The organism is Bradyrhizobium sp. (assembly GCF_049512235.1).
GTDB lineage: Bacteria > Pseudomonadota > Alphaproteobacteria > Rhizobiales > Xanthobacteraceae > Bradyrhizobium.
Genome location: NZ_JBEKXH010000155.1, coordinates 1 through 13,292, shown reverse-complemented (window position 1 = coordinate 13,292; position 13,292 = coordinate 1). Strand labels below are relative to the sequence as shown.

General features: G+C 61.6%; 12 protein-coding genes. 7 read left to right on the top strand and 5 right to left on the bottom strand.

The genetic code is table 11. From position 1 onward, the window contains the following. The first annotated feature begins 1,226 nt into the window (after positions 1-1,226). Complete coding sequence (alr, locus tag ABSG20_RS16075) at positions 1,227-2,570, top strand: alanine racemase (protein WP_423865497.1); 1,344 nt, start codon at positions 1,227-1,229, stop codon at positions 2,568-2,570. Positions 2,571-2,611: 41 nt separating this feature from the next. Then, positions 2,612-3,145 carry a bactofilin family protein gene (locus ABSG20_RS16070; RefSeq protein WP_423865496.1) on the top strand — a complete coding sequence of 178 codons (534 nt, stop codon included), beginning with the start codon at positions 2,612-2,614 and terminating at the stop codon, positions 3,143-3,145. A 68-nt stretch (positions 3,146-3,213) separates the two neighbouring features. Here the strand turns inward: ABSG20_RS16070 and ABSG20_RS16065 are convergent, their stop codons facing one another. Further along, the gene (locus ABSG20_RS16065) at positions 3,214-3,441 is read right to left on the bottom strand and encodes an aspartyl protease family protein (protein ID WP_423865495.1); all 228 of its coding nucleotides are present in this window, start codon (positions 3,439-3,441) and stop codon (positions 3,214-3,216) included. Further along, the gene (locus ABSG20_RS16060; RefSeq protein ID WP_423865494.1) at positions 3,435-4,139 is read right to left on the bottom strand and encodes a tetratricopeptide repeat protein; all 705 of its coding nucleotides are present in this window, start codon (positions 4,137-4,139) and stop codon (positions 3,435-3,437) included. Before ABSG20_RS16060 ends, ABSG20_RS16065 begins: the two co-directional genes overlap by 7 nt. 75 nt (positions 4,140-4,214) lie before the next feature. Between ABSG20_RS16060 and ABSG20_RS16055 the strand changes: the two genes are divergently transcribed. The 5 genes from ABSG20_RS16055 (at position 4,215) to ABSG20_RS16035 (ending at position 10,472) form a co-directional block, all read left to right on the top strand. Beyond that, positions 4,215-5,570 (top strand): hypothetical protein, encoded by a 1,356-nt coding sequence (locus ABSG20_RS16055; protein WP_423865493.1) that lies wholly within the window; start codon positions 4,215-4,217, stop codon positions 5,568-5,570. Positions 5,571-5,630: 60 nt separating this feature from the next. Continuing rightward, positions 5,631-6,827 (top strand): methionine adenosyltransferase, encoded by a 1,197-nt coding sequence (gene metK / locus ABSG20_RS16050; protein WP_423865492.1) that lies wholly within the window; start codon positions 5,631-5,633, stop codon positions 6,825-6,827. 208 nt (positions 6,828-7,035) lie between these two features. Continuing rightward, entirely contained in the window at positions 7,036-8,466 is a 1,431-nt protein-coding gene (gene ahcY, locus ABSG20_RS16045) for an adenosylhomocysteinase (protein WP_423865491.1), read from the top strand. Between the two features lie 222 nt (positions 8,467-8,688). Next, positions 8,689-10,164 carry a flavin-containing monooxygenase gene (locus ABSG20_RS16040; protein ID WP_423865498.1) on the top strand — a complete coding sequence of 492 codons (1,476 nt, stop codon included), beginning with the start codon at positions 8,689-8,691 and terminating at the stop codon, positions 10,162-10,164. 152 nt (positions 10,165-10,316) lie between these two features. Then, positions 10,317-10,472: a hypothetical protein gene (locus tag ABSG20_RS16035; protein ID WP_423865490.1), complete on the top strand. Its 156-nt coding sequence runs from the start codon at positions 10,317-10,319 to the stop codon at positions 10,470-10,472. Positions 10,473-10,486: 14 nt separating this feature from the next. Here ABSG20_RS16035 and ABSG20_RS16030 read toward each other — a convergent pair whose 3' ends face one another. The 3 genes from ABSG20_RS16030 to ABSG20_RS16020 form a co-directional block, all read right to left on the bottom strand. Beyond that, positions 10,487-11,833 (bottom strand): methyl-accepting chemotaxis protein, encoded by a 1,347-nt coding sequence (locus tag ABSG20_RS16030; protein ID WP_423865489.1) that lies wholly within the window; start codon positions 11,831-11,833, stop codon positions 10,487-10,489. Positions 11,834-12,126: 293 nt separating this feature from the next. Beyond that, a complete protein-coding gene (locus tag ABSG20_RS16025; protein ID WP_423865488.1) occupies positions 12,127-12,828 on the bottom strand; it encodes a fumarylacetoacetate hydrolase family protein in 702 nt (233 codons plus the stop codon). A 45-nt stretch (positions 12,829-12,873) separates the two neighbouring features. Next, positions 12,874-13,292, bottom strand: a 419-nt coding sequence (locus ABSG20_RS16020) for an ATP-binding cassette domain-containing protein (protein ID WP_423865487.1), incomplete at its 5' end; no start/stop codon positions are given.

Sequence of the window (13,292 nt, the reverse complement as noted above, 5' to 3'; positions counted from 1 at the left end):
GCCCTCTGTTTCGAGGGTGGTGAGTTTCCTGGCAAAGCCCGGGCGCCTCGCGCCGCGGGGCTGCGAACGCATGTTTAGAACCACCGTCATTGCGAGGAGCCCTAGCGACGAAGCAATCCAGCTTTCTCTCCGCGGCGGCAAAGCTGGATTGCTTCGCTAACGCTCGCAACGACGATCTCAGACTATTCTTTCGTGGCTGTTTGAAAAGTGAATCGGAAATTTGTGCCGCGCGCGAGGCGCGCAAAGGCGCCCTTGCGCCTTGCCCACCATTTTAGATTTGAAAAGATGGTGGGCACGCCATCGGGTGCGCGCGTTCGCGCGGTCCGTTGACTTTGTCTTACTGAGTCACAATGTGATTTGTCCACCCTACGGCCTGCGGTAGAGAAAGACGTGGATGGCCAGGACAAGCCCGGCCATTACGAAAAATGACATCCTTGCTCGGATGTTTGAAAAATGCATCGGAAATCAGGAGGTTGGGTAAAGCCGGTTGGGTAAAGCCACTAAATCACTGTAGCAGGCAAAAGTAGCAGCAGGTAAGGTCTTTCTGAGTGCCGTCTATTGCAAAAGCCTTGGTTTTGGAGACGGTCGCGGGTTTTCGCAGTGCTGCCACTGCTTAAATTGGAACCATGACCCATGCGGAAGTTGATCGCAGGATTGGTTTGTCTCGTATTGCTGGATGGGCCTGGGGCATTCGCACGAGAAGGGGGCACCCCCAGGAAGCTTCATTCTCGACACCTTCGACATTTTGTGCGGTTGCCACCGCACCATCAGCCTCGCAGAGCGAACGCGCCTGACAACGCGATCGAACCGACGACCAAGGAGAAAGCTGTCGATCGTAAAATCAACAATATCTGTCGCGGCTGCTGAACGGAGATGCGCTTACAGGCGGTGCCTGTCATATCGGAAGCCCTTGAAGTCGCTGCGCTCAGCATGAAGTCCGTATATCGAGACACGACGCCCCATCGCGCCGTCGTTTGGCTGCGTTGCGCGCCGCGGCGCCTGCCCGGGCGCGCGCGGTTTAGTCCGATGGCCCGGATCGAGCATCACGGTTCAGGCTCCACGGTGGCGGCCTTGCTGGATTGGGATTAACCTCAAATTGAAGGCGCTCGGATTCGCCTTGCGGAAGGGGGCGAAAAACGCCACCATTTGCGCCTGCTGCGGAATTCAGCGGAGCTTTTTGCCGGTGAACTGAGACGCATACTCTAATGCTTTCCAGAACAAATGACTTGGGAACTCCACTCGTCGTAACCGGCTCCTCGGTGTTAACCGGGTCGGTCGTCAATGACATCATCGTTCAAAAACACTGTTCCCTGCATCTTTGCGGCAGTCTCAGGGGAAGTCTTACAATAGAGCAGGCCGCAAACGTTGTGGTCGAGGGCTTCGTCGATGGGAAAGTCATTAACAATGGCGGCAGGCTCGTCGTCAACGGCAACGAAGGATTCGCCGAGTTTGTCACGCTGGATGGATCACCCGAAGGCGAAGCGGGCGCCGTTCTCAGAGTCAATCTGTCTGCCATTGCCTTGAACTGGAGCGCGCTGGCAAGGCTCACCCTGGGTGAATGCGCTGCAGCGGTCAGGGCCAATGCCTATGGCTGCGGCCTCGATGTGGTCGCGGCCGCGTTGGCAAAAACCGGCTGCAAGACTTTCTTCGTTTCGGATCTTTCAGAAGCCAGGCGCGTTCGCAAGGTAGCACCGAAATCAGTCATTTATGTTCTAAGCGGGCTTAACCCTGGCACCGGACCGATATTTGCGGAGATCGGTGCGCAACCCGTCGTTAGTAGCCATATCGAAATGGCCGAATGGGATGCTTTCATCGTCTCGAGCCAGTGGACGGGCGGATTCGCGCTGTACGTAAGCACCGGCAGCGATCGGCTCGGCATCCCATTCGAGGAGGCCGCGGCATTTGCGCCGCGGGTACATTCGACGAGTAACGGCATCACACTGCTGATGAGCGATCTGGACCACCGCAAAAAGCCCGATCAGCGTGCCGCCGATCGGCAGATCGAGCGGTTCAAGGAGCTGCGTCGACTTTATCCCGGCATTCCTGCGTCGATGGTTGACTCATCCGGCATTTTCTCCTGCCCGCAGGCCCAATTCGACCTCGTGCGAACGGGAGCACTGCTCTATGGCGTCAATCCGACACCGGGTGCTTCCAATCCGATGCTGCCGGTGATCGATCTGCGGGCGCGCATCGTGCAGGTTCGCGACCTGGCGCCGGGAGAAACGATCGCTGGCAACGACGGATGGGTCGCAAAGCGGCGCAGCCGGCTGGCGATGGTTTCGGTCGGGTATGCCGACGGCTATCCGCGACCGGAAAACGGCGCCGGTAATAAGCTCGAGGCGATCGTGGGCGGCCACCGCTGTCCAATTGCAGGGCGTGCGTCGATAGATTTGCTGCCGATCGATATAACCGATCTTTCCGATCCGCGATCGGCGCGCCGCGGCGAGATGGTCACTCTTATCGGCGCGGGAATATCCATCGACGATCTCGCCGCCGCGGCCCAATCGACCGCGAGCGAGTTGCTCGTCAATCTTGGTTCTCGTTTCCACCGCATCTATCACGCGGGATGATTACTCACGTTTCCAATGCCAAAACCCCAGAGGAGAACGACATGTCGATGTTTGGAAAAGGTAAATCCGGCGAGGATCATCGAGACCCGGCGCTGTCGCAGCATGGTCCGACCGTTGCACGGCAGATCTCTCCGGACACGCCTGAGGCGTCCTCCGTCGGTGCGGACATCACCATTGTGGGAAAGATCATCGGCACCGGGACCGTCATCGTGTTCGGCCGCATCGAGGGCGAGGTGAACGCCTCGGACGTCACGATCGCCGAGGGTGCGCACGTCGAGGGCAACGTGGTTGCGCAAGCCTTGACCATTGCCGGTCACGTCAAAGGCACGATCCATGCCGTACGCGCCAAATTGCTTGGTACGGCCAAAGTAGAAGGCGACATTTTTCATCGGTCGCTGTCGATCGACGAAAATGCGGTGTTCGAGGGATCGTCGCGACGGGCGGAAGATCCGACCGTTAAGAAGCTTAATGGCCACCCCGCGGCGACGACGCCTGCGTTCGACGCCCCGGCCGGAGTTACGGCAATTGACGGCTATGTGGAGCTCGACCGCGCCTCGGAACCGTTCGCCCCTTAAAGCGTGACCATCCGAATCTTGCTCGCGTTGTCAACGAGCAGTCAGGTGCACGCAGCGCTCTTTTCCGACTATTGCTTCGCGCGCCGGGTGTGGACTTCGATGAATCCACCAGCCATCTGAACCTCGAAGCGGGACAGGAAGCTCATGCCAAGCAGCCCATCGACGCCCACGCCATAACTTTTTTCGTCCACTTTCTGCACCGCGACGGGAACATTGGTGGCCTCCAATTTACCGAGTTGCACCTTGTCTGCCTTCGACAATTTTGCCTTGACCGCGCCATTAGCGGTCATCAGCATGATCTCAGTCTCGGTCGCTGGTATCTTGGCGCGATCGGCGAAGCTCGTCGCACCGCCAGATAGCTCGCCCCGGTATCGAGGATGAACAGGCCGCGCACGCCGTTGATTTCGGCTTTGACGGTGACGACACTGTTCTGTCCGCGCAGCGGAAACCTCTCTTGGTGGAATTCCTTCGCCGAAGCGCAATTGCCCTGCCGCTCGTAGTCAGCGATGATTTTCTGGGTTTGACTGGTGTCGCGGGTGGCCGGATCGAGCGCAACCCACATGTTGATCGGTGCGGTCGCCTCGCAAAACCGCTTGAGCGCCGCATAGGCCGCCGCCATGTGCAGGAAAACCCGGCTCGAAAGTCCTTTCTTGTCCGCGCCAAACAGCTCGACGGCGTCGGAATAATCGACCAGCGCGCGCTGGAAATCGCCGGCCCCCTCCAATGCGACCCCGCGCAGATAGCGGGCATTGTGATCCGACGGCGTACGCCGTATCCACTCATCGGCGACCTCGACGGCATTGGCATAATCGGTCAGCTTCAGATAGATCTGGATCGACTGATTGAGGGCCGTGAGTGGTGCACCGCAGTCGCGGACGAAATTGTAGAGCCCGTTGGCCGCCTCTCGTCGATATCCGAGCTTGTCGAGCGCGAGCGCGAGATCGGCGACGCTCTTCTGATCGCAGGGTGCATTTCCGAAGGGCGAATTAGGCATTTCCCCGGTGGGCAGCTGATGCTAGGTGGTCCGTATCAACCAATGCTGCCCACCACACGATCCCAATCCTTCGGCATGAAAAACGATCAGATCCTCGGCCTCATCTCCGATTATTGCCGTCAGGCCGATATGGCGGAATCGACCTTCGGCCGCCGTGCCGTCAATGACGGCAAGCTGGTGCACCGTTTGCGCGAGGGCAAGCGCATCACCATCGACACCCTCGACCGCATCCAGGCCTATGTCGCAGCGGCGATGCCGGGTGGGGTGCCGCCGCCGCGCGGTCTCGAGGTCGCGCCCGAGAAACGCGATCCCAGAGGCAATTTCCGGTTTTTCGAAAATCGCCAGAAATACCTGCTGTTCGTCCATACCTGCAGCGAAAAGCGGGTGATCGCGGAAAGGGTGGCGCTGGAGCTCGGCAGCATCCACCCTCGGCCCCCGGCCTTGCGGGTATTTGACGCAGGCGTCGGCGACGGAACCGTGCTCGCCCGCGTCATGCGCTTCATGCATGGCCGCTTTCCCCACATGCCGTTTTATATTGCCGGTAAGGAACTCAGCCTGGAGGATGTCCGGCTGACGCTGGACAAGGTTCCGGACCGCCTGTTCGAGCACCCCGCGACGGTTTTTGTGCTGACCAACATGTATTACGCCGAGGCGCCCTGGCTGACGCCTGCCCAGCCGGCGGCGGCCGCGGGCATGATCTGGCACGAGGTGCCCCTAGGCGGGGCTTCCTCTGGTGAATTCGAGGCCCAGATCGCCGAATTGGCCCCCTTTCTGGAGCAGAACTGGCGGGCCAATGTCAGCCCACGCTCGGGCATGCCGGTTTACGAGCGGCCGGTCGCCATCGTGCTGTACCGCAACGACCACCGGTTCTTGCTCGACCAGATTATTCCCCGGGCCGGCCTTACTCAGGCCAATTTCGACCTGATTATCGCCTCGCAGCCCTACCGGGCCAAATCCTCGGTCAATTTCCGTGCCAAACGTATCATTGCGCCGCTGGCGCGGGCGCTGCGGGCCGGGGGCCGTTTGATCGGAATTCACTCCCATGGGCACGATCCGGGGCTCGAAATCATCCAGGCGGTCTGGCCCGGAGAAAATCCTTTCGCGGTGAGCCGTCATGAGCTATTGCGCGCGGTAAAATACGAGCTGGGATCGGCGGCGCGCGATCTTAACTTTAATGCCTATGCCGATAACCGCTCGATCTTCCGCTATGATATGGAAGCGCTGCCTAATGAGGTCACCGGCTCGATCGGAACCTCAACGGCCTTTGCAGCGTGGAACGCGGCGGTGTATGTCGCCCAGATCGAGGACGACCGGTTGACGGAAATGACCCAGAATGGCCGCACTCTCGATGCCACCAGAGAAGTTCTGCGCAAGCATAACGGGCTCTGGTTCTACGACGAATCCTACGTCATCTCGCGCCGTCGCGACTGACATTTCAGGACACACATTTGACAAAGCACCGCCGGGGTTTGGCGGAAAAGGGGTTGGTTGATGCGCGCGTCTTATTTGTTCACTTCCGAGTCGGTTTCCGAGGGCCATCCGGACAAGGTCTGCGACCGGATTTCCGACGAGATCGTCGATTTGTTCTTCCGTGAAGGCCCGAAAGCGGGCATCGATCCCTGGGCTATCAGGGCCGCTTGCGAGACGCTCGCCACCACCAACAAGGTCGTGATCGCCGGCGAAACCCGCGGCCCCAAATCAGTCACCAACGAGCAAATCGAGAGCGTGGTGCGCGCGGCGATCAAGGACATCGGCTACGCCCAACCGGGCTTCCACTGGAAGACCTGCGACATCGAAATCCTGCTGCATGAGCAATCCGCCGACATCGCGCAGGGCGTCGATGCGCTGCAGCCGGGCACCAACAAGGAAGAGGGCGCCGGCGACCAGGGCATCATGTTCGGCTACGCCACCAACGAGACGCCGGATCTGATGCCGGCGCCGATCTTCTACGCCCACAAGATTCTGCGCTCGATCTCGGAAGCGCGTCACGCCGGCAAGGAGAAGGTGCTGGGACCCGACTCCAAGAGCCAGGTCACCGTGCAATACGAGAACGGCAAGCCGGTTGGCGTCACTCAGATCGTGGTGTCGCATCAGCATCTGGTGGAAGACATGTCGTCGAACCAGGTACGCGACTGCGTCGAACCCTATGTGCGGCAGGCGTTGCCGTCCGGCTGGATCACCGACAAGACGGTGTGGCACGTCAATCCCACCGGCAAATTCTTCATCGGCGGCCCCGATGGCGACGCCGGCCTGACCGGCCGCAAGATCATCGTCGATACCTATGGCGGCGCGGCCCCGCATGGCGGCGGCGCCTTCTCCGGCAAGGATCCGACCAAGGTCGACCGATCCGCGGCCTACGCCGCGCGCTATCTCGCCAAGAACATCGTCGCCGCCGGCCTCGCCGGCCGCTGCACGCTGCAGCTCTCTTATGCGATCGGCGTGGCGCGGCCGCTGTCGATCTATATCGATACCCACGGCACCGGCCAGGTGCCCGAGGAAAAGCTTGAAACGGCGGTAGCCGAGGCGATGGACCTGACGCCGCGCGGCATTCGCAGGCATCTCGATCTCAACAAGCCGATCTATGCGCGGACCTCGTCGTACGGTCATTTCGGCCGCACGCCGGACGCCGAAGGCGGGTTTTCGTGGGAGAAGACCGACCTCGCCGACGCGCTGAAGCGCGCGGTGTGATCTTTCTTGCCTCCCCCGGCTTGCGGGGAGAGGTCGGATTGCGAAGCAATCCGGGTGAGGGAGACTATCCACGAGTCGCATTCGTGGAGGGAGCCCCTCACCCCAACCCTCTCCCCGCGAGGGCGGGGCGAGGGAGCTGACCGAGCAAGACGGTCCAGTTTTCGTCGCGTGCGATTAGACCCAATTCATCCGTCAAGGAACCCGCTACATGACCGCCACCGCCAAGAAGCCTGCTTTCACCGACTACATCGTCAAGGACATCTCGCTCGCCGAATTCGGCCGCAAGGAAATCTCGCTGGCCGAGACCGAGATGCCCGGGCTGATGGCGACGCGCGAGGAATACGGGCCCGCGCAACCCCTGAAGGGCGCGCGCATCGCGGGCTCGCTGCACATGACGATCCAGACCGCGGTCCTGATCGAGACGCTGACGGCTCTCGGTGCCGACATCCGCTGGGTCTCCTGCAACATCTATTCGACCCAGGACCATGCCGCGGCCGCGATCGCCGCCGCCGGCATTCCCGTATTCGCGGTGAAGGGCGAGAGCCTCACCGAATACTGGGATTACACCGCAAAACTGTTCGACTGGCACGGCGGCGGCTCCCCCAACATGATCCTCGATGATGGCGGCGACGCCACCATGCTGGTGCACAATGGCCTGCGCGCCGAGCAGGGCGACACGATCTTTCTGGACCAGCACAACAGCGAGGAAGAGCAGGTGTTCTTCGCACTGATCAAGCGCCTGCTGAAGGAAAAGCCGAAGGGCTACTTCGCCGAGATCGCGAAAAAAATCAAAGGCGTCTCGGAAGAGACCACCACCGGCGTGCACCGGCTCTACAACATGGAGAAGGAAGGCAAGCTCTTGTTCCCGGCGATCAACGTCAACGACAGCGTCACAAAATCGAAGTTCGACAATCTCTATGGCTGCCGGGAGTCGCTGGTCGACGGCATCCGCCGCGGCACCGACGTCATGATGTCCGGCAAGCTCGCGATGGTCGCGGGCTACGGCGACGTCGGCAAGGGCTCGGCGGCCTCGCTGCGCCAGGCCGGCTGCCGCGTCATGGTCTCCGAAGTCGATCCGATCTGCGCGTGGCAGGCGGCGATGGAAGGCTATGAAGTCACCGACATGGAAGACGCCGCGCCGCGCGCCGACATTTTTGTCACGGCGACCGGCAACAAGGACATCATCACCATCGAACACATGCGGGCGATGAAGGACCGCGCCATCGTCTGCAACATCGGCCACTTCGACAACGAGATCCAGGTCGCCCACCTGAAGAACCTGAAATGGACCAACATCAAGCCGCAGGTCGACGAAATCACCTTCCCCGACGGCAAGCGTATGATCCTGTTGTCGGAAGGCCGCCTCGTCAACCTCGGCAATGCCATGGGCCATCCGTCCTTCGTGATGTCGGCCTCCTTCACCAACCAGGCACTGGCGCAGATCGAACTATTCGCCAATAACAAGGACGGCAAGTACGCCAAGAAGGTCTATGTGCTGCCGAAGGCGCTGGACGAGAAGGTGGCGCGGCTGCACCTCGACAAGATCGGCGTCAAGCTGACAAAACTGCGGCCCGACCAGGCCGACTATATCGGCGTCAAGCCGGAAGGCCCGTTCAAGTCGGATCATTATAGGTATTGAGATTTGACGCCGTCATTCCGGGGCGGGCGTCAGCGCCAACCCGGAATCTCGCGCGACAGCCTCCAGATTCCGAGTTCGCTCGCTCTGCTCGCGCCGCGGAATGACGCTGGTTTCCATCATGTCCTGCTTGTCACGGGGATCCACGTCTTTACATTCGGCCTGAAGAAGCAGACGTGGATGGCCAGGACAAGCCCTGCCATGACGGTGCTCAACGGACGGGCCATGGTAGCGACCGCACCACCAGAACATTTCGACGTGCTGATCGTCGGCGCCGGACTGTCCGGCGTCGGCGCGGGTTTTCACCTGCAGCAGAAGTGTCCCGGCAAGAGTTTTGTCATTCTCGAGGGCCGCGACTGTATCGGCGGCACCTGGGATCTGTTCCGCTATCCCGGCGTCCGCTCCGACAGCGACATGTTCACGCTCGGCTATTCGTTCAAGCCATGGACCGAAGCGAAGGCGATCGCGGACGGACCGCGGATCCTGAACTACGTTCGCGAGACCGCGGCCGAGAACGGCATCGACCAGAAGATCCGCTTCAACCACCGGGTCAAGCGGGCGTCGTGGTCGTCGCCAGCAGCGTGCTGGACCGTGGAGGCCGAACGGAAGCCTGACGGCGAGGGTGTCGTCGAGATCGTGCGCTTCACCTGCAATTTCCTGTTCATGTGTTCGGGCTATTACCGATACGAGGAAGGCTACACGCCGGAATTCGTGGGCCGCAAAGATTTCGCCGGCCCCATCGTGCACCCGCAAGCATGGCCTGGAGATCTCGACTATGCCGGCAAGCGCCTGGTGGTGATCGGCTCGGGCGCGACCGCCGTAACGCTGGTGCCGGAGCTGGCGAGGCGAGCGGCTCACGTCACCATGCTGCAGCGCTCGCCGACCTATGTGGTGTCGCGGCCGGCGCAGGATGCGCTTGCCAATAGATTGCGGCGCCATCTGCCGGCCAAGCTCGCCTATCATCTGATCCGGTGGCGCAACGTGCTGCTTGGCATGTATTTCTTCCAGTTCGCAAGGCGAAAGCCGGCGCGGGTCAAGCAACTGATCCTCGGCGGCGTCCGCATGGCGCTCGGTCCGGACTATGACATCGCCACCCATTTCACGCCGCGCTATAATCCCTGGGACCAACGGCTGTGCCTGGTGCCCGATGGCGACCTGTTCAGCGCGATCCGGCAAAAGCGCGCGTCGGTCGTGACCGCGGAGATCGACCGCTTCACCAATAATGGTATCCGGCTGAAGGACGGCATTGAACTTCAAGCCGACATCATCGTCACCGCCACCGGGCTCGTACTGCAGGTGCTCGGCGGCATCGACGTCAGCGTCGACGGCAACCAAGTCGATTTCGCCAAAACGCTGAATTACAAGGGCATGATGTATTCAGACGTGCCCAATCTCGCATCCGCCTTCGGCTATACCAATGCCTCCTGGACGTTGAAATGCGACCTGACCTGCGAATATGTCTGCCGCCTGATCAACACCATGGACCGGCGTGGCTACAGGAAATGCATGCCGCATAATGCCGATCGCACGATCACGGAATTGCCGTCGCTGGATTTCACCTCCGGCTATGTGCAGCGTTCGGTCGCCAAGATGCCCAAGCAGGGCTCGAAGCGGCCTTGGCGGCTTTACCAGAACTACGCGCTCGACATCGTCTCCTTGCGCTTCGGCAGGATCGATGACGGGGTGATGCGGTATTCCTGACCGAATTGCGGCAAGCGTGCCCGCGCTAATGCGTTGTTTCGCGTATTCTTACGGTGCTACGCATCGGCCATCGTCCGCCAACGGTTAACGCCGTGTTAATCGGCGAATCCTACGCTTTCGCGCCTGAGACTGCCGACAGCATGAGGAAACCCATGGACGCCCAGAAAATTGCCGTCGACGCCGTGGTCGCCTTGACCGGGTGTGACCGCGATATGGTTGCCGCCTTCATCCGCAAGTTTTATCTCGCCGGCGTGAAGGACCCCAAGCGCCTGACCTTCAAGGGCCTGCAGGCGATGGCGCGGAGCTGACGTTTGGCGGCGCCCTAAGCCGCCGCCGCGATCGATTTGAGGAAACCGTCGATCTCAGCCTGCAGGCTGGTGGTTGAATCCGACAATTGCTTGGCCGATGACAACAGCTGGCTCGATGCCGCGCCGGTCTGGTTGGCGCCATGGCTGACTTCGGCAATGGTGCCGGCGACTTGCGCGGTACCCGTTGCGGTACGCTGGATATTCCCGGAAATTTCCTGGGTGGCGGCGCCCTGTTCCTCGATCGCCGACGAGATCGCGCTGGTGATCTCGGAAATCTTGCCGATGGTCGAACTGATCATCTTGATCGAGCCGACCGCCTCCTGCGTCGCGGTCTGCATGCCCGCGATCTGGACTCCGATTTCGTCGGTGGCTTTGGCGGTTTGCGCGGCGAGCGCCTTGACCTCCTGCGCGACCACGGCAAAGCCGCGGCCGGCTTCGCCGGCGCGCGCCGCCTCGATGGTGGCGTTGAGCGCGAGCAGGTTGGTCTGCTCGGCGACCGAGGTAATCAGCTTGATCACATCGCCGATCCGGCTCGCGGCCTGCGACAGCGCGTTGATGCGCTGGTCGGTCTCGTCGGCCTGCTTGACAGCGCTGCCGGCGATGCGGTTGGATTCCTGGACCCGCGCCGAGATCTCGCGCACCGAGCCGGCAAGCTCTTCGGTCGACGAGGCCACCGACTGCACGTTTTTGGAGGCATCCTCCGAGGCATTGGCGACCACGGCGGCAAGCCGCGTGGTGTTGTTGGCGTTGTCACTGAGAGCGCGCGCGGTGCTTTCCAGTTCGCCGGATGCCTTCGACAGCGAGGTGATGATGGCGCGGAAGCGGTCGCTGGCTTCCCTGATGGCGTTCTTGCGGATCTGTCGGTTGGCGCCGAAATAGGCGGCGACGACGTGTTCGGTGTCGAACATATTGACCTTGGCGATGGCGTTCAACATTGACGCCTTTTTGGCGCGCGCTTCCCGCGCGGCGTGCCCGAAGCGCGGAATCTGTATCTCGGCCTCGACCGCCCTCATCAATTGTTCGGCGACGAACATCTGCCGGCAGCCGATATACCAGTGCGGCGCGACGCCGGCGCGCTGGTTCAACTCGCCAAAGCGAGCGATCGAACTGGCGTAAGCGGGACCGAAATCGCAAGCAGAGATCAGATCCCAGTGTTGCAGCTGCAGCCGAACCGCCTCCTGCATCACGCCGTCCCCGAACAGGCCGCAGGCGGGATCGTAACGCCGCACCTTATCATGGAATCGCGCCAGGATGGCCGGCAGGGATTTTGCAAAAAATGGGCGCATCTCGCGCAGGGTTGCCCGCATTGGCGCGTCGATCTCGATCAAATCGAGGCGGATAGCGTTCCAGTCGGGGGGCATCGGTGGCTCCAGCATGCATGATGGCGACCCCGCCTATTTAATGGGCGCATGGTTAACGGACTGCGAATTTATCCGTGGTTCTACGGAGAAAGGCACAAAATACCTGATCGGGTGACGGACGCGGGTAGCCGCGTTCTTCCGGAGATGCGAAGCATCGTCCGGTCAGGACGCACCGCAAGGTCGGTCCCACGGGAGAGCACCGTCGCCATGGGCCCCGGCTCAGCTGCGCACTGCCAGAGCGCGTGCTTCACGCCGCTCCGCAGAGCCCGGCCGCACTCGAGCCAAGGTTGCGGCTATTCCGGCTCGGCGATCGTGACCTTCAGCGTGCCGATGCCATCGACCCCGCACTCGATGCGGTCGCCGGGCGACAGCGCGGCGACACCGGCCGGGGTCCCCGTCATGATGATGTCGCCTGCGCCAAGCCTGACCTGCTCCGAGAGCTTGGCGATGATCTCGGGCACGCTCCAGATCAATTCGGCAAGATCGCCCTTCTGCCGCTCGGCGCCGTTGACCGAAAGCCAGATCCTGCCTTTTGCCGGATGGCCGATTTTCGCGGCCGGCTGCAGCGCGCCACAGGGCGCCGAATGGTCGAACGATTTGCCGATTTCCCAGGGCCTCTCCTTCTTGCGCGCGGCCTGCTGCAGATCGCGCCGGGTCAGGTCGATGCCGACGGCATAGCCGTAGACGTGGTCGAGCGCCTGGCCGGGGGCGATGTCAAGGCCGCCGCTCTTCAAGGCCACGATCAATTCGACTTCGTGATGCAAATCCTTGGTCATTGGCGGGTAGGGGATCGTAGCGCCGTCCGGCTCGATCATGTCGGCGTGTTTGGCAAAGAAGAATGGCGGCGCCCGCTCGTCGTTGCCCATCTCGCGGATGTGCTCGAGATAGTTGCGCCCGACGCACCAGATGCGGCGAACCGGAAATGATTTGCTTTCGCCGGCGACGGCGATCGAGGGCTGCGGAAGGGCCGGTATGACAAAGGATGTGGCGCTCATGACAGGATCTCGGCGGGATGAGGTGCGGGAAGTCGTGGCTCAAGCTTACGCGGTTGCGCTGATCGGTGCCAGCGTCGGGGGGCCGGCATCGCGATGTTGCAGGCGGAAGAATGACGCGTAGCGCCCACCGCGGCGCAGCAGATCATCGTGGCGGCCGCGCTCGACGATCTCGCCGCTCTCGACCACCAGAATGGCATCGGCATGCATGATGGTGTGTAGGCGATGGGCGATGACGATGGTGGTGCGGTTCTGGCAGAGATGCTCGATCGCCTCTCGCACCTGCTGTTCGGATTCCGAATCGAGCGCGGCGGTCGCTTCATCGAGCAGAATGATCGGCGCATTCTTCACCAGGGCGCGGGCAACGGCTATGCGCTGGCGCTGGCCGCCGGACAATTGCGTGCCGTGCTCGCCGACCGGGGTGTCGTAGCCCTGCGGAAAACCCATGATGAATTCGTGCGCGCAGG